The 17,652-nt window shown below is 69.7% G+C and carries 12 protein-coding genes; 11 read left to right on the forward strand and 1 reads right to left on the reverse strand.

Annotation, left to right across the window (positions count from 1 at the left end; genetic code table 11):
* Positions 1-103: 103 nt before the first annotated feature.
* Positions 104-481, forward strand: coding sequence for a hypothetical protein (locus ACOGI9_RS13980; protein WP_419857722.1), 378 nt, complete (start codon positions 104-106; stop codon positions 479-481).
* Here the strand turns inward: ACOGI9_RS13980 and ACOGI9_RS13985 are convergent, their stop codons facing one another.
* Positions 482-1,966 (reverse strand): anthranilate synthase component I family protein, encoded by a 1,485-nt coding sequence (locus tag ACOGI9_RS13985; protein WP_419857723.1) that lies wholly within the window; start codon positions 1,964-1,966, stop codon positions 482-484. It abuts the gene before it with no gap.
* Between the two features lie 191 nt (positions 1,967-2,157).
* Between ACOGI9_RS13985 and rocD the strand changes: the two genes are divergently transcribed.
* From rocD to ACOGI9_RS14035, 10 genes are all read left to right on the forward strand, one after another.
* Entirely contained in the window at positions 2,158-3,375 is a 1,218-nt protein-coding gene (gene rocD, locus ACOGI9_RS13990) for an ornithine--oxo-acid transaminase (RefSeq protein ID WP_419857724.1), read from the forward strand.
* 200 nt (positions 3,376-3,575) lie between these two features.
* Positions 3,576-4,118 (forward strand): RNA polymerase sigma factor, encoded by a 543-nt coding sequence (locus ACOGI9_RS13995; RefSeq protein ID WP_419857725.1) that lies wholly within the window; start codon positions 3,576-3,578, stop codon positions 4,116-4,118.
* Entirely contained in the window at positions 4,112-5,173 is a 1,062-nt protein-coding gene (locus ACOGI9_RS14000) for a hypothetical protein (RefSeq protein ID WP_419857726.1), read from the forward strand. The genes ACOGI9_RS13995 and ACOGI9_RS14000 overlap by 7 nt, the downstream gene beginning before the upstream one ends.
* A gap of 733 nt (positions 5,174-5,906) precedes the next feature.
* Positions 5,907-7,052: a HEAT repeat domain-containing protein gene (locus tag ACOGI9_RS14005; RefSeq protein ID WP_419857727.1), complete on the forward strand. Its 1,146-nt coding sequence runs from the start codon at positions 5,907-5,909 to the stop codon at positions 7,050-7,052.
* A gap of 20 nt (positions 7,053-7,072) precedes the next feature.
* On the forward strand, positions 7,073-8,089 hold the full coding sequence (locus ACOGI9_RS14010; RefSeq protein ID WP_419857728.1) for a hypothetical protein: 1,017 nt from the start codon (positions 7,073-7,075) through the stop codon (positions 8,087-8,089).
* Positions 8,090-8,159: 70 nt separating this feature from the next.
* Positions 8,160-9,278 carry a hypothetical protein gene (locus ACOGI9_RS14015; RefSeq protein WP_419857729.1) on the forward strand — a complete coding sequence of 373 codons (1,119 nt, stop codon included), beginning with the start codon at positions 8,160-8,162 and terminating at the stop codon, positions 9,276-9,278.
* Positions 9,275-10,510, forward strand: coding sequence for a hypothetical protein (locus ACOGI9_RS14020; RefSeq protein WP_419857730.1), 1,236 nt, complete (start codon positions 9,275-9,277; stop codon positions 10,508-10,510). The genes ACOGI9_RS14015 and ACOGI9_RS14020 overlap by 4 nt, the downstream gene beginning before the upstream one ends.
* A 57-nt stretch (positions 10,511-10,567) precedes the next feature.
* A complete protein-coding gene (locus ACOGI9_RS14025; RefSeq protein WP_419857731.1) occupies positions 10,568-11,794 on the forward strand; it encodes a hypothetical protein in 1,227 nt (408 codons plus the stop codon).
* Positions 11,791-12,918, forward strand: a complete 1,128-nt coding sequence (locus tag ACOGI9_RS14030) for a 6-bladed beta-propeller (protein ID WP_419857732.1) — start codon at positions 11,791-11,793, stop codon at positions 12,916-12,918. The genes ACOGI9_RS14025 and ACOGI9_RS14030 overlap by 4 nt, the downstream gene beginning before the upstream one ends.
* An 86-nt stretch (positions 12,919-13,004) precedes the next feature.
* Positions 13,005-17,633, forward strand: a complete 4,629-nt coding sequence (locus tag ACOGI9_RS14035) for a DUF2723 domain-containing protein (protein ID WP_419859301.1) — start codon at positions 13,005-13,007, stop codon at positions 17,631-17,633.
* The last annotated feature ends 19 nt before the right edge of the window (positions 17,634-17,652 follow it).

Consider the following 17,652-nt stretch of genomic DNA (forward strand, 5'->3'; position numbering starts at 1 on the left):
CGTAGACGCCACGAACGGAAAAAGGGTGACACCGGGGTCTGCGGCCGCGTCGCGGATTCGGTCCGGGCTGGCATATCTCCAAACGATGGTATACCATGTATACATGCCTCTGCCCCGCCCTCTCTGCACGCGCGTCTCCCGCGATGTCGAGTCGGAACTCGAACGCGTGTTCCTCGAGCAGCAATGGACCCCTTCGGAGGGACTCAGGAACATCCTCCTGGAGTGGCTCGCGCTGCAGAGATTCCCGCAGATCGAGTTCCGGGAGACCCGGGCGGGCCGGCGGGCGGCCTTGCGCGGCGGGCCGGAGGTATGGGAGGTCGCGGCGGCGGCCGGACCCGGTCGGGCGATGAGCGCCGCCGTGGGCCAGCGCTTCGCCGGGACCAGGACGGAGGCGCTGGAGGAAGCGCTCGCCTACGCCAAGGAATACGCCGACCTCATCGACGCCATCGTCGCCCGCGAAGAACGCCTCGCCGGCCTCTAGCTAGACCTTGGTGAGGGCCTCGAGGAGGACGCGGGCCTTGTGGCGGGTCTCTTCCCATTCGCGCGCGGGTTCGGAGTCGTAGACGATTCCCGCGCCCGCCTGCGCGTACACGCGGTCGCCGACGGCGAGCAGCGTGCGGATCACGATGGCCATGTCGAGGCTCGTCGCGCCGTACCCGACGTAGCCGGCCGCTCCGCCGTACGGTCCGCGGCGGGTCGGCTCGAGTTCGTCCAGGATCTCCATCGCGCGCACCTTCGGCGCGCCGGTGAGAGTGCCGGCGGGGAAGCAGGCCTTGAACGCGTCGACGGCGTCGGCTCCCTCCCTCAGCGATCCCGCCACCTCGCTCACGAGGTGCATCACGTGGCTGTAGCGCTCGATCTCCATGAAGCGCGACACCTCGACGGAGCCGGGACGCGCGACGCGGCTCACATCGTTGCGGCCGAGATCGACCAGCATGAGGTGTTCCGCCCGCTCCTTCTCGTCGGCGAGCAGGTCGCGCGCGTGCTGATCGTCCTCGGACGGCGTGGCCCCGCGCGGCCGCGTCCCGGCGATCGGGCGCACGGTCACGATCCCGTCTTCGACCCGGACCAGCGTCTCCGGGGAGGAGCCGATGAGGCGCATGCCGTCCAGTTCGATGAAGAAGAGGTAGGGCGACGGGTTGCTGCGCCGGAGCGCGCGGTAGAGCTCGAGAGGATCTCCGTCGTAACGGGCGCCGGCGCGCTGCGAGACCACGACCTGGTACGCGTCGCCCGCCACGATGTACTCGCGGATCCGCTCGACGGCCGCCTCGTAGTCGTCCCGCGAGCGGTTTCCGGCCACCTCCGGCGCCCCTGCCGCACCGTTGCCGAGCGGCCCCAGCCCGTGCGGGTCTTGCAGGCCGCGCACCCAGTCGGCGAGCCGGTCCGCGGCGTCCCCGTACAGTTCGGCCGGATCGTCGCCGGGCGTGACCGGCACGGCCGCCACGGCGATGGCCCGCGAATAGAGGTTGTCGATGATGAGCATGTGCTCCGTCGACATGAAGCAGGCGTCGGGCACGCCGAGGTCGTCGGGCGGCGCCCCCGGCAGGTGCTCGAGCCAGCGCACCGTGTCGTAGCCGAAGAAGCCGACCGCGCCGCCCCAGAACCGCGGCAGGGCAGTGACTTCGACCGGTTCGTAGCGGGTGATCCAGGCCTCGAAGGCGCCGAAGGGATCGCTCGTAGCTTCGGGCTCTCCCCAGCCCGCGCCCGGCGTCCACCGCCGGATCTCCGGCCCGTCGAGTCGCCAGGCTTCCCGGGGCTCCGAGCCGAGGAAGCTGAATCGCGCCCAGCGCTCACCGCCCTCAACCGACTCGAGCAGGAAGGAGAACGGCCCCCGCCGGAGCTTCGAGAACGCCGTGACCGGCGTGTCGAGGTCGAACGGGATTTCGAGGGCCACGGGCACCATCCGCCCGGGCTCGGCGAGGCGGGAGAATTCGGCAAAGTCGGGGATGACGGAGGCGTCGCTCATCCGCCCAAGGTAGCAGCCCCCGGGGGGGACGGGGACCGACGGGGACACGCGCCCGGATCACCTTGTCGGGCGTAGGCTTTTCGTCTACTCTCTCAGGTCCGGCTCGATCCGGCGAGAACAGTTCCCGTCCCCCGACGGGGTTCAGGTCCAACCGCGGGCCGAGGATTGCTCGGCAGCCCAATGAGGAAGCGATGAACACCAGCGATTACATCTCTCAGGTCGACAAGTGGAGCGCGCACAACTACCACCCGCTTCCCGTCGTGCTCGAGCGCGGCGAGGGCGAGTGGGTGTGGGACGTGGAGGGCCGCCGGTATCTGGACATGCTGAGCGCCTATTCCGCGGTGAACCAGGGACACCGTCACCCCCGCATCATCGAGGCGCTGCGCGCGCAGGCGGAGAATCTCACGCTCACGTCGCGTGCCTTCCACAATGATCGCATGGGCCCGTTCCTCCAGAAGCTTTGCGAGATGACGGGGTTCGAGCGCGCGCTGCCGATGAACACCGGCGCCGAGGGCGTGGAGACCGCGATCAAGGCGGCCCGCAAGTGGGGCTACACCGTGAAGGGCGTGGCCGAGGACCGGGCCGAGATCATCGTCTGCGAGCAGAACTTCCACGGCCGGACGACGACCATCGTGGGCTTTTCCTCGGATGAGGGATCCACGTTCGGGTTCGGTCCGTTCACGCCGGGCTTCGTGCCGATTCCCTACGGCGACACGGACGCGCTCGAGGCGGCGATCACGCCCAACACCGTCGGCTTCCTCGTCGAGCCCATCCAGGGAGAGGCGGGCGTCGTGGTGCCGCCCGACGGCTTCTACGCGCGGGCGCTGGACATCTGCCGGACGAACGACGTCCTCATGATCAACGACGAGATCCAGACGGGCCTGGGGCGGACCGGCAAGCTGTTCTGCGCCGACTGGGAGGCCGACCGCGGCGATATCATGATCGTCGGGAAGGCGCTCGGCGGGGGCGTGTTCCCCGTCTCCGGGATCCTCGCCAACTCCGGGATCATGGACGTCTTCCATCCGGGAGACCACGGCTCGACGTTCGGCGGGAACCCGCTCGGCGCGGCCGTGGGGATGGCGGCGCTGGACGTGATTCGGGACGAGGACCTGCCGGGCCGCTCGAACGAGCTGGGCTCCTGGTTCAAGGGAGAACTGGAGGCGATCGACTCGCGGCACGTGGACCACGTGCGCGGGCGCGGCCTGTTCATCGGCGTGGTCGTGCGGGACGAGTCGGGATCGGCGCGTCCGTTCTGCGAGGCGCTGCAGGCGCGCGGGATCCTCGCCAAGGAGACGCACGAGCAGGTGATCCGGTTCGCGCCTCCGCTCACGATCGAGAAGGCGAGCCTGGAATGGGCGCTGGAGAACATCGCCGAGGTGCTGGAGGGCGCGGCGGTCGCCGTCGCCTAGCGCGCTCGGCGCCTGACCGGGAGCCTCGACCGCTCCCGGAACCCCGCCACCGGTCGACCGGCCGCGGCGCAGCCCCGCCGCGGCCCGGTCGTCCCCCGGATCCGCCCGATCCCCGCGCAACCAATCCCCGGTTGCCTGTGTCACCGATTCAGAAGCAGAAGAAGCGGAAGAACCGACGTGTACCCGGAGACCCCGGCACGGTGACGGAACCGCAACTCATTCAGCGGCTCAGGGACGGAGACCAGGACGCGGCGCGCGCGTTGTACGACGCGCACGTCGACCGGGTGTTCCGGATCTGCTACCGGTTCGCGGGCGAGGACCACCTCGCCCAGGACTTCACGCAGGAGACGTTCGTGCGGGCGTTCACGAAGATCGACACGTTTCGCGGCGAAGCCGCGTTCGGGACGTGGCTGGGATCGATCGCCACGACGGTGTCGCTGAACGGGCTCCGCAAGGTGAAGCGCTTTCGCAGCCGCGAGACCGCGCTGCACGAGGACCTGCGCTCCACCCGCGGCCTGAGCGGCCTCGAGCCCGACGTGAAGGAGCGGCTGCACCGCGCCATCGACGAGCTTCCCGCCGGCTATCGCACCGTCTTCCTGCTGCACGACCTCGAGGGCTACACGCACGAGGAGATCGGGACGATGCTCGGCATCAAGGCCGGGACATCGAAGTCGCAACTCTTCCGGGCGCGCAGCCGCCTCCGGGAGAAGCTCGCGGATTTCGCGGGAGAATGGGCATGCTGAAGGATCGCATGGACGACGTGAGCCGCTTTGCCCGGTTCGTCCGCCGGGAGGCGGCCGACTACCACGACCCGCCGGAGCCCCCGGTCGAGGCGATGTGGGCCGGGATCGAGGCGCGGCTCGAGGCGCCGCCGGTGCCCGACTCCGACTCTCCCGGGATGGTGGACATGACCGGCGCGGTGGCCGGCGTCGGCGGTGCCGTCGATCGCCCGTTCGATGTGCTGGGCTACCACGACCCGCCGTCCGCGCCGCGCGAGGCGATGTGGGAACGCATCGAGGCGGAGTGGGTCGCGCGGCAGCCGGAGGACCCCGGCGCGCGCACGGCGACTCGCGGCCCGCTGCGGCTGATCGTGGCCCGGACGCTCGGGCGGCGACCCGGCCGGACGACCGTGTGGCTGACGGGCGCCGCCGCGGCTTCGGTTGCGCTGGCCGTGGCGCTCGACCGGGGCGCACAGCTGCCGGTGCCCGCCGAGCCGGAAACGGTCGCCGCGACGACGACGACACCGACCACGGCGACACCGGTGACGGCGACGCCGATGTCCGTCGCCGCGACCGATTCCGGGCCCCTCGCGCCGACGGCCGCCGAGCAGGCGCTGGCGCTTTCCGTCGTCGAGGAGCCGCTGGAGACGACCCGGCAGTTCGCCGCGGCCGATCCGCCGCCGGCCGCCGATCCGGTCCCGGCCGTGACGCCGTCCCGGCCCGCGGCGGACCCGCCGGTCCGAGACGCCGCCGACGAATACGACATGTCCCGGATCTCCCGTCATCTGGACCGGACCCAGGCCCTGCTCGTCGCGTTCCGCACGGACATCGGAACCGACGAATCGCAGCGCGACCTGGCCAGGTGGGCGCGCGAGTTCCTGGTCGAGACCCGTTCGCTGCTCAGCACGCCCGCCGCGGAAGGCCAGCGGGAGCGCGCGCTGCTGCAGGATCTCGAACTCGTCCTCGTGCAGATCGCGCGCCTCGGCCCGGACGCCCCGGACTTCGAGCGCGACCTGGCCCGCGAGAGCGTGGAGCGGCAGGGGACGTTGCTGCGGCTTCGGTCCGCAAGCGGCACGTGAATGGAACCGTACGGAGGCATGACATGAATAATCGCGTAAGACACCTGACGTGGACCGGGCTGCTGCTGGCCGGCCTCACGATCGTGGACGCCGCGCCCGCGCGCGACGCGCTGCGCGTGCTCGGGGCGGAGACCCTTGCCGCGCAGACCGTCCAGCAGGAAGAGGTGGCGCGCTTCCTCGAGGCGCGCCGCGCCATCAACGCGGAGGAGTTCGAACGCGCGGTGGCGCTCTTCCAGGCGGTGCGGACCGAATCCGCGCTCGTGACGCCCCGGTTCGAGCCCGATTCCTACTACTGGGAGGCGTTCGCCCGCTATCGCCTCGGCGACCTGGCCGAGGCGCGGTTGCTGCTCGAAATCCTGATGGTCGGGTTTCCCGAGGCGCGCCAAGCCGAGCCTCGCATTGGCAGGGAGGCCGGGCGGCTGTACCACGACGCGCGGGCCCTGGACTTCGAGATCCGGAGCCAGCTCGCGTCTCAGGGCGACGCCGGCGACGCGGAGCGGCTGCTGCGCGAGGCGGAGGAGACCCTCGATGTCGCCGCCACGACCGACGGCTTTCGCGTGATGCCCATGCAGGTGGGGGACCGCATCGTCACGCTTCCCGTACGAGTGGCCGACCTGACGACTGTGCCGGACTCGGTGGCCGCCGATTCGCTGGCCGCCGCACAGGGCGAGCCGGACCCAGGGACCCACAGGACGCGGAGGAGGCGGGCGACCCACAGGACTACCTCCAGCGGTTGGCGGAGTCTTCGGAGAGCATCACCGACTTCGAGCGGCAGGTGGCGGACTACGCGCGGCTGGCCTCGGACGTCGATCTGCTGCAGGTCGACTGGCAGCGGGCGGAGTACCAGGAGGCCCTGCGCGCCGCGTCGCAGGAGCGGGGGACGTGCGACGACGTGTCGGTGCAGTTGGCGGCGCTCGAAGCGGTCATGCGCTACGAGAACGAGATCAACCGGATGCAGGTGCTTCGCGATGTCCTGGCCCGTGACGACGAGTGTTCGCCGCGGCTGCACGAGGAGGCGGTCCAATTCGTCGCGAGACAGGGAACCCGGGAAGCCGAGAACGTTCTCCGCGGCATCTTCGAGACTCATTCGGAGAGGTCCGTCCGCAGGCACGCGCTGCAGGAGATGTGGCGTTTCAGCTCCTGGGATGCGTACCAGGTGCTCAAGCAGACGCTCGAGGACTCGGACGACTACGCCATGCAGAGCGATGCGATCGAAGGCCTCCGCAGGAGTTCGTACGAGGGAACGACGACCGGTGCCGCCTGGATGCAGTACGGCCTCCGCAACGGCGCCGTGAATGCGCTCGTCAACGCGGCCCTCGATGATTCCAAGTCGGAGACCATCCGCCACGCGGCGATCAGAGCGGTGGGCCGTCGGGATGACGTGCAAGCCGCCGCCTTCATTCCGATCTACGAACGACTCGACTCGGATGACCTCAAGGAGACCTTGTTCTGGGCCGTGCAACGAAAGGTGCGCGAAGAAGAGGACATGGAAACCGCCGCCTGGGCGCGCTCCGTCGCCTTCGACGCGGAGGAGTCCGAAGACGTGCGCGAGGAAGCCTTCACCGCGTGGGCGGGTCACCCGACGGTGACGGTGGCGTACCTCGCCGACCTCTACGGAGAGATTTCGGAGCCCTTCCTGAAGATGCAGGCCATCTACGCCATCTTCGAACGGGCCGATGCCGACTCCGAAGCCCCTCGGGTCCTGATGGAACTGATCCGCAACGAACCGGACCACGAGGTGCGGGAACGCGGCATCTACTGGCTCGGCCGCACGGGATCCGAAGAGGCGGTGGACTTCCTCCTCGAATTGCTGACCCCCCCGGCCGCCGATACACTGCCTCCTACGGTCACCGATACGGTGCCCAGGCGACCCGGATAGGACACAGCCAAGGAGTCCCCATGAAGTTCGCGCGCGCGGTGCCCGGCTTGATCCTGCTCCTCGCCGCGACGGCGGCCCCGAGCGTCGGCCAGGTGATCGAAGGGCCCGACGGACCCGTCGAGTTCGTCGGGTTGAAGGAGTGGACCGCGCGCGAACTCTTCGACGCGATTCAGGAACTGGCTCCCGACCTGCCGTTCCACGCCTGCGCAGCCGTAATGGAGCGCGACCTCGGATTCGCCGACGCGGCCGCCATGTCGTACCGCACCATGGGGTCCGACGAGGTCTACACGGTCGTGGTCGGCGTCGAAGACGCCACCCGCGTCCGCCCTCGCACGATCGGCAGCGACACCCTCGTCCTGCCGGAGGCCCTGGAGAGCCTGAAGGCCTTCGCGGAGGAGAACCCCGGGCTGCTGAGCAGGGCAGCTCAGGTGCTCTACGCACGGGGCGATGCCGATCGCACCGCCGAGGTGGCCGAATGGATGATGGGAATCGACGCCGGAGACCTGGCGCAGGTCTGGAGCCTGCTCGACCGCGTGGACCGGAGGCGCGACGACCGCCTCGCCCGCGAGCTTCTTGCGAGAGACTCCTCGTGGCAGACACGCGAGGTCGCCACGCTCGTGCTCAGCAACTTCGTGGATCGCGACGCGACGTGGCACGCGCTGGTCCTTGCCGCGACGGACCCGGTGGACCGGGTCGGCGGAATGGCCGGCGGCGTGCTCCGGGGGCTGACCGCCTCCGACGACTCGCTGCGCCCGGTGGACTGGACTCCGGCGGAAGAGCCTCTGCTGGCGATCTTCGGCGGGACGAGGCCGTGGCAGTTCGCCACGACGCTCCGGGTCCTCCTCGCGACGGGCGTCGCACCCGAGTTCGGCCGGCGGCTGGCGCGGGAGCGCCCCGATCTCCTGCTCGCCTACGCGGGAGCCGAACACCGCGGCACGCGCGCGCCGGCCATCGCCTTCCTCGAGGCCATCAGCGGCGAGGACTTCGGCACGGATGTCGAGGCCTGGGCCGCATGGATCCACGGCCAGCCGGACTGACGCGCAACCAAAGCCGCCGCTGACCGTGTCCCCGATTCGGCAAGACTGAACCGATCCGGGGGAGAGCGTCATGCGTCAGTGGTTCCGTGCCGGTACGTGCCTTCCGCTCCTGGCTCTTATCGCCGTCTGCGCCTTGGTCGCCGCCTGCGGTCCGCGCGATGCCGGGGGGCCGGGTGCTTTCACGCCCGAACTCATCAGCACGGCGGCCGTGCCGCTGAGCGAAAGCGAAGAAGTCGCGCTGCTCGCGGACGAGCGCACGGCCTGCGTCATCGATTCCTACGAGGGGCAGGTGCGCTGCGTGACGAGGGAAGGCGGCGTCGTCGGAGTCTTCGGGCGCGAGGGCGAGGGCCCCGGCGAGTTCATCGATCCCGCGTATCTCTCACGCGGGGAGGCGGGAACCGTCGGTGTGGTGGATTCCGACCTGGGCCGCTTCACGGTCTTCGAGCCATCGGGCGCTTGGGTGTCGGATGTGATGCTGCCGGAGGTGTTCCAGCCCTTCCAGTCGTTCGGCACCGCGATTTCAGGCGTGGCGCTGGACTACATGGTGATGCTCGGCCGGATGTCCGGATCGCTGATGACCCGGTACGACGTGGACCTCGCCTCCGGGGAGGTCGTGGGGCAGGAAGAGTCGCCGCCCGGGCCGTGGGACATCGAGTGCGGGCAAGTTATCCACGGCATCCCGGACCCGGCCGGGGGCTGGGCGTTCGTGGCCTGCGAAGGGCATCTGATCTTCGTCGGCGGCACCGGTGAAGCAACGGTGCTCCGCGCGCCGCTGTACGTCCCGGAACTCCCGAACGAGCAGGACGTGGCCCGGACGGAAGAGGAACTCCTGGCCTTGAACCGGTCGCAGGGTCTCCCGCGCACCCCCGCCACCGACGAGGCGTTGGAGCGCTACCGCGCCACTCCGAAGAACTACTACCTGCGCACGGGCGAGCAGGTGTTCGACGCTGCCAACCGCTACTGGATCGCCACCCAGCGCGACCAGCACGAATGGTCCTGGCTGGACGTGTACGAGGATGCCGCCTACCTCGGCTCGGTGCGGGTCAGGGACCGGCTCCGGGCCTTCGACCTCCTGGGCTCGACGCTGGTCGTGCTGGTGGACCGGCAGGCCGGTCCGGACGACGGCGACGGCATTCCCGATCGAGCCCTCGACTGGTACGACATCGCAGACCTGCCCTTCGCCCGGTGAAGCGCCGCACACAGCCGTCGCGCCGCGTACAGACGCTGAGCCGCATACCGATCCTGGCGGCGGTCCTCGCCGCCTGCGGGGGAGACCCCGGGCCCGCCGACGACATCGGGGTCCAGGTCCGGGACAGCGCCGGCGTGCGGATCGTCGAGTACGCCGGCCAGCCGGAGGGCGAGGCGCCCTTCGCCCTCGCGGCGGAACCGCGGTACCGGCACGGGGCGAATCCGGGCGACTACGAATTCCAGTTCGTCGACGCCGGCCGGCTCCTGCCGGATGGAGGCGCGGTCGTCGCCTGGTACAGCGGCATGGTCGTCCTGAGTCCGGACGGCACGACGCACGAGGTGCTCGCCACCGCTGGAGAGGGGCCGGGCGAAGTCATCTCCCCCCACGCGGTGTTCGTCCTGGGCCAGGACAGCGTCCTCGTACCCGATGATCGTCTGTCCCGCCTCACGCTCTTCGTCGGCGACTCGGTCGCGCGCATTTCGAGCCTCCCCCGGGCGGGGCACTTCGGCGTGGCCGGGATCGGCTCATCGGGCGAACTGCTGCTCTGGAACCGACACCCCGCCAGTCTCTGGATCGACATCGACACCGAGTGGCTCGCCGGGCACATGACCCTGTTCGATATCGAAACCGGCGCCCTCGACACCGTCGCGTCGTACGACCACTTCCCGAGTCAGCGGTCGGGGGAGGAGTCCCCGATCATCCGGCCCATGGGCGAGGTCACGGTCGCCGCAGGGCGGTTCGTCTACACCCGATCCGACCGGCCCGAGATCACCTGGCGTCTGCCCGACGGCACGATATCCCAGATCGTGCGCTGGCGACCCGGGCCCAACCTGCTGGCCGAGGAACTCCTGGAGCACGGCGAGACCTACATGCGGATGCTCTACCGCAGAAATCAGGTAGGGTCCGAAGCCCGGCGCGAGGATATCATCCAGGAAGACATGGCCGCGTACCGCGCCATGATCGGCCAGCCGGTCCCGTTCTTCGGCACCCCCTTCGCCGACGCCGACGGCAACGTATGGCTGCCCTCCTACCGCCCCGCCTACCCCGAAGAGGGCTCCCCCTACACCATCATCTCCCCCGACGGCGAGTGGCTGGGACAGGTCGAGACCCCGCCCCGGTTCCGAATCCTCGACGTGACCGAAGACCTCCTCCTCGGCGTCCTCCGCGACAACCTCGACATCATGAGCGTCGCCGTGTACGAGCTGGTATCCGCGCAACCAAGGCGTCGTTGATCGTGTCTCCGGTTCGGTGCGGCTGAACCGACCCCGCCTTCCTTCCCTGGACACGTCATGACAATCCGAATGGCGCGAACGATGCGGACGCTGCGGGCCACGCCCGCGCTCATCCTCGGCTCCCTCTCTGCGGCGTGCGGCGGCGGCGGCGACGGTGGCGGCCTGCAAAGCACGGTGCGTGACAGTGCCGGGGTTACGATCGTCGAAAACCAGCGGCCTCCGCTCGACTCGCGGCTGGGGTGGCGGGTTGGTCTCGAGGCCACCGTGTCGATCGGGACGGCGGAGGGTGACCCTGCCTACGAACTCTTCCGCGTCGGCGGCGCGATGCGCCTCTCGGACGGACGGATCGTGGTTGCCAACGCGGGGACCGGCGAACTCCGCGTGTACGACGCGAACGGCGTCCACCTCGCGTCGTGGGGTGGCCAGGGCGACGGTCCCGGCGAATTCGGAGCCATGGCGCCGCAGGGGTTGAAGCCGTGGCCGGGCGACTCGCTGATGGCCAGGGACCCGTTCAGCGGCCGGATCTCCATCTTCTCCATGGATGGAACGTTCGGTCGCGCTCTCAGGCCGGAGGGCGGCTACCCGTCGGTCGTCGGACCGCTGCCCGACGGGAGCGTCTTCGCCGCCACGCTCACGACGTTCGAGCGCGGTGAGCCGGGCACCTCGGAGATCATCCGGCCGGATGTGGAGTACGGCATCCTCCGAGCGGACGGGAGCGTGCAGCGGGACCTGGGCGCGTACCCCGGATCGGAACTGTACATGGTCAACACGGTCGACGGATCGCCTTTTCCCCGCCCCTATCCCTTCAGTCGCAATGCGTACCCGCTCGTCTGGGCGGATCTGGTCGTCATAACCACCAACGACCGGTACGAGATCCGCGCGTACCGGCCCGATGGGTCGCTCGCGAGGATCGTCCGCCGCGACCACGAGGCCCGCGCGCCGACCCGGGGCGACCTGCGCGACTACGTCGCCCGGCAGAACCCCGACCGTCCCGAGGCGCTGGACGCGGTAGGCGACATGCCGCTCGTCGAGGCCTTCCCCGCCTTCGCCTCTGTGCACGTCGACCGGCTGGGATACCTCTGGGTCCGGGAATACCGGCTGCCGGGAGAGCGGCACCGGCTATGGACCGTGTTCGATCCGGACGGTCGCCTCCTCGGGCTCGTGGAGATGCCGGGGAGCTTCTCCGTCGAGGAGATCGGCGAGGACTACATCCTCGGCTCGCGGGATGACGAACTCGGCATCGAGTACGTCGAGTCCTGGCCCCTCGACCGCTCCGGCTCGTGAAGCGCGCAATCCCGGTCGCGATCGCGCTGCTCGCGGGCGTCGCCGCGTGCGCGGATGAACCCCCCGCTCCACCTCCCGAGGTCGCGGTCTTCGAGGGGGTGATCGACCTGGAGATCGGCGAGGTGGAGGGAGAAGATCCCTACCTGTTCACGACCATCGGCTCCGTGGTGGCGGACGACCGCGGGAGGGTGATCGTCGCGGACTACCAGACGCACGAGGTGCGGGTGTTCGAGGCGGACGGGCGCTTCGCCTTCCGTCTGGGAGGTCAGGGGGACGGTCCCGGCGAGCTGACGAACCCCTGCTGCATGACGTTCGGGCCCGATGGCCTGCTGTGGGTGCGGGAGAGCGCCCGCTACAGCGCGTTCAGGCTCGGCGACGACGGGGCGGAGTATGTCCGCAGCCTCAGGAGCGTCAACGCCTCCTTCAATCTGGTCGCTCCGGTCACCTTCGACGCGAAGGGCCGCCTCGTGGACCTCGGCACGGCGGCCGGCGAAACCCGGCTCACGCGCTTCCATCTGGGTCCGGGCATGGCCGTGGACACGGTCCCGATGGCGACGGCCGAGGAGCAGGCCACCGGCTTCAGCCCGGTCGACATCCGAATAGGAGAGCAGGCCGCCACGTTCTACCTCTACCAGCCCTTCGGTCCGCTGTGGATTCACGGGCACGGGCCGGGTGGCCGGTGGGCCACGGCGGTCAATTCCGCGTACGCGGTCACGCTCCACCACCCCGACGGGGGCACGTCGACGATCGAGGCGCCGCTGCAGGGACCCGAGTTGAGTCCGGGTGAGCGCCGTCGCGCCCAGGCGCGCATCGACCAGGAGAAGGAGAGGTTCGACCTGCGCGACCACCCGTTCGGGGTTCCCGACCGCAAGCCGGTCCTGGCCGAACTCTTCTTCGACCGCGCCGGCCGGCTGTGGGTGGAGAAGACGGGGATCGACGGAGATGAGATGCGCGAGGCCGACGTCTACCACGAGGGCACGCTGGAGGCCCGATACCGCTGGCCGCGCCGCGTCGAACACCTCGCGTATCCCGCCTGGGCCACCGAGACGGAACTCTACGGCACGACGCGCGACTCCCTCGACGTCCGGCGCGCCGCCCGCGTCCGCTTCACCCGAATCCCGTAACCTGCGCTGCGGCTCGCTCCCGGGGCGGGGGCTAGTTTCGGCGCGCCACGAGAACCTCGGGAACGGAGCGGCGTAATACCGGCGTGATGAACGGCATCGAGCGCGAGAAGATCGGTCCGCTGACGCTACGTCTGTGGGGGCTCGTGACGGCCCTCGCCGTCTGGGCCCTCTATCTGCTGACGATCGCGCCGACGACCGGTTTCTGGGACACGTCGGAGTACGTGACGACGGCGCACATCCTCGGGCTGCCGCACCCGCCGGGGAATCCGGGGTTCGTCCTCGTCGGGCGCGTGTGGACCATGCTCCTCGAGTTCACGGGGCTCCCGGTCGCGCTCCGCATCAACATCCTCAGCGCGACGCTCTCGGCCGGGGCGAGCTTCTTCTCCTTCCTCGCCGTGGCGCGCATGGTCGCGCACTTCCGGGAGAACCGGCACGAGATCCTCGTGGCCTCGATGGTCGCGGTGTGGATCGGGGCCACGGCCTTCACCGTGTGGACCCAGTCGAATCTGAACGAGAAGGTCTACACGCTCTCGCTCTTCGTCGTCTCGCTCGTGAGCTACCTGACGATGCTCTGGGTGGACGAGGCGGATTCGGCGCGCGGGAACCGGCTGCTCGTGCTGATCGCGCTCCTGCTCGGGCTGGGCTGGTCGAACCACACCATGTCGCTGCTGCCGGGCCCGGCGCTGGCGTTGTTCGTGCTCCTCCACCGCTGGCGCGCGGCGCTGAACCCCCGCGTCCTCGGACTCGGCGTGGCGCTCTTCGCGGTCGGCTACTCCGTGCAGCTCCTCTTCGTCCCCATCCGGTCGGCGCAGAACCCGATCATCGACGAGGCGGACCCGGAGTGTGCCTCGCTCGTCTCGGCGGTCACGCCGAAGGTGATCGAGGACCGTTTCGGGAACACCAAGTTCTCGGTCGCGTGCGAGCCGCTCGCGCTGTCGCTGATCCGCGACCAGTACGGCCCGGGGCCGATCACGCAGCGCCAGGCTCCGCTGTCCGCCCAGTACGCGAACTACTGGCAGTACTTCGACTGGCAGTGGGCGCGCTCGCTGCCGCCGGCCGGCCGGGTCGCCGCGAGCATGCTCTTCCTCTTCCTCGCCCTCGTCGGTCTCTGGACCCACTTCAAGAGCGATCGGAAGACCTTCGTCTACGCGGGGACGCTCTTCTTCACCGTCACGCTCCTGCTCGTCTTCTATCTCAACTTCAAGTACGGCTACTCGCTGTACCTGGAGGAGGTGCCGAACATCCTCCTGCACGAGGTCCGGGAGCGCGACTACTTCTACATCATCGGCTTCCAGTTATGGGGGATCTACGCCGGGCTGGGGCTCGTCGCCCTGTGGGGCAACTGGACGGCCCAGGCCCCGCAGAGTAGCGCGGTGCCCCCGGAACGGACGCGTCTGCCGCGGGAGCGCCCGTCCGGGTTCGGCGCACGGCATCGGAAGGCGGCGCCGATCCTTGCCGTCGCGTTCGTCCCCTTCTTCTTCAACTTCGCGCGCGCGGACCGGTCGGAGGACACCGCGGCCCGCGACTGGGCGTACAACATCCTGCAGTCGGTCGAGCCGTACGCCGTGCTGTTCACGAACGGGGACAACGACACCTTCCCGCTCTGGTACCTGCAGGAGGTGGAGGGGATTCGGCGCGACGTGACCGTCATCGTCCACTCCTATCTCGGGACGGACTGGTATCCGAAGCAGTTGCGGTCGCTGACGACCCCCTGCGAGCCGGGGGTGTCGGCGGCGGACTCCCCGACGACCATCGTGTGCCAGCGGCCCTTCGAAGGGGATAACGCGGCGAGCCCGTACATGGACGCGGCGGCGCCGGCCCCGACGCGCTCGATCATCGCCCTCAGCGACGCGCAGATCGACGGGCTCGCGCCGGGGATCGCGGTCGCCCGGGACACGGCGTTCCAGGTCTCGAGCGCGGTGACGGCGGCCGTGCGCGGCGGAGACTCGATTCTGTACCCCGACATCCTCGTGTTCCACATCATGCAGCAGTCGCTCGGGGACCGGCCGGTCTACTTCGCGGCCACCGCCCCGCCGGTGTACGGGAAGTGGGGATTGCAGCCGCACCTCGTCCGCCACGGGCTCGCCTTCAAGCTCGTCAATGAGCCGCTGGAAGAGACGGGCGATCTCGTGAACCTGCGCGAGTACATGCCGAACACGATCTCGCCGACGTGGAACGACCGGGCCCGCACGGCGGAACTGCTGTGGGAGGTGTTCGAGGTCGAAGATGTGCTGGAATGGGAGGAGTGGCCCGAGCCGTCCACGCAGTCGAGCATTCCCGCCCAGTACTACCTCGCGTACTACCTGCAGGGCATGGACGGAGGAGCACCTCGGCGACCCGGAAGCCGCCGACGAGGCGTACGCAGCGCGCGGACGGCTTCGGGCGGCTCGCCGGCCTCGGCGTGCCCGGGAACTGAGGGCGGCCCGGTGAGCGGGATAGAACAGGAAAAGGTCGGCCCGCTGACGCTGCGGGTCTGGGCGTTGCTGACGGCGCTCGCCGTCTGGGCGCTCTATCTCCTGACGCTGGCGCCGACGGTCGGTTTCTGGGACGCGTCGGAGTACGTGACGACGGCGCACATTCTCGGACTCCCGCACCCGCCGGGGAATCCGCTCTTCGTGACCGTCGGCCGCGCGTGGGACCTCCTGACGGGGTTCACCGGCCTCCCCGTCGCGCTGCGGATCAACGCGCTCGGCGCCACGCTCTCCGCCGGGGCGAGCTTCTTCTGGTTCCTGGCGGTCGTCCGCATGGTCGGGCGCTTCCGCGAGAACCGGCACGAGGTGCTCGTCGCCGCGGTCGCCGCCGTGTGGATCGGGGCCACGGCCTTCACCGTGTGGACCCAGTCGAACCTCAACGAGAAGGTCTATCCCCTCTCGATGTTCGTCGTGGCCCTCGTGAGCTACCTGGCGATGGTCTGGATGGAGCAGGCGGACACGGTGCGCGGGAACCGCCTCCTTGTGCTCATGGCGCTGGTCCTGGGGCTGGGGTGGGCGAACCACACCATGTCGATGCTGCCGGCGCTGGCGCTGGCCGCGTTCGTGCTGCTGCACCGGTGGCGGGCCGTCCTGAACCCGCGCGTCCTGGGGCCCGCCGTCGCGCTGCTCGCCGTGGGCTACTCCATGCAGTTCCTCTTCGTCCCCATCCGCTCGGCGCAGAACCCGATCATCGACGAGGCGGACCCGGAGTGTCCCTCGCTCGTCTCGGCCGTCACCCCGCGGCGGATCACCGACGCCCATGGACAGAGCAAGCTCGCCGTGGCGTGCGAACCGCTCGCCCTGTCGCTGATCCGCGACCAGTACGCGCCGACGCCGATCACCCAGCGCCAGGCGCCGCTGTCCGCCCAGATGGCGAACTACTGGCAGTACTTCGACTGGCAGTGGGCGAGGTCGCTGCCGCCGGGCGGCCGGCTCGCCGCGAGCGTCCTCTTCCTCTTCTTCGCGCTGGTCGGCCTCTGGACCCACGTGCGGAGGGACCGGAAGACGTTCGTCTACGCGGGCACGCTCCTCTTCACCGTCACGCTGCTGCTCGTCTACTACCTCAACTTCCGCTACGGCTACTCGATGTACTGGGAGGAGGCGCCGAGCCTTGCGGCCCACGAGGTCCGCGAACGGGACTACTTCTTCATCATCGGCTTCCAGTTGTGGGGGATCTACGCCGGGCTGGGGCTCGCCGCGCTGTGGGGACGGTGGACGGCGTCGGCCCCCGCGCGCGGCCCGGACCGGTTGCCGGCGGGGTTCGGCCCCCGGCACCGGAAGGCGGCGGCGCTTCTCGCGCTCGGTCTCATCCCCTTCTTCTTCAACTTCGGCCAGGCCGACCGGACCGGGGACCGCGCCGCCCGCAACCTGGCGTACAACATGCTGCAGTCCGTCGAACCGTACGCCGTCCTGTTCACGTACGGCGACAACGACACCTTCCCCCTCTGGTATCTGCAGGAGGTGGAAGGACTCCGGCGCGACGTGACGGTCATCGTCCAGTCGTACCTCGGGACGAACTGGTACCACAAGCAGTTGCGGCGGCTCACGAAGCCGTGCGAGCCGGGAGAGTCCCCGGAGGATTCTCCCACGACGATCGTGTGCCAGCGGTCGTTCGATCCGGAGACAGCGGCGGATCTGTACGCGGAACTGGACGTGACGCCGCCGACGCGTTCGGCGATCCCTCCGTCCGATACCGGGATCGATGCCCTCTCGCAGGGACAGCTCATCCCGGAGGACTCGACCTATCGGCTCTCGGACTGGATCGCGGGCCCGCTGCGGGAAGGCGACGTCTTTTCTCCGGCCGAACTCCGCGTGCTCCAGATCGCCCGGCAGGCGCTGGGCGACCGGCCGGTCTACTTCGCGGCGACCGCCTCGCCCGTGTACGGCAAGTGGGGACTGCAGCCGCACCTCGTCCGGCAGGGGCTCGCCTTCAAGCTCGTGGACGGGCCGCTCGAGGAATCCGGGTCGCTCGTCGACCTGAGCGAGTACCTCCGGGGCTCGGGACTACCGACGTGGCACGACCGGGCCCGCACCGGGGACCTGCTGAACGACGTGTTCCTCGTCGACGACATCCTGGCCTGGGACGAGTGGCCGGATCCGTCCACGAGGTCGAACATCCCCACCGCGTACTTCCTGGCGCACTTCACCCACGGAATCTCGGAGGAGTTGCACGGAGATCCGAACGCCGCGGAGTGGGCGTACCGGCGCGCGAACCACTTCGAGAGGCTCGCCGACCTCGACTAGCGCGCCACCTCGACCAGCT

Origin of the sequence: Candidatus Palauibacter irciniicola (assembly GCF_965208695.1) — a bacterium.
Classification (GTDB): Bacteria; Gemmatimonadota; Gemmatimonadetes; order Palauibacterales; family Palauibacteraceae; genus Palauibacter; species Palauibacter irciniicola.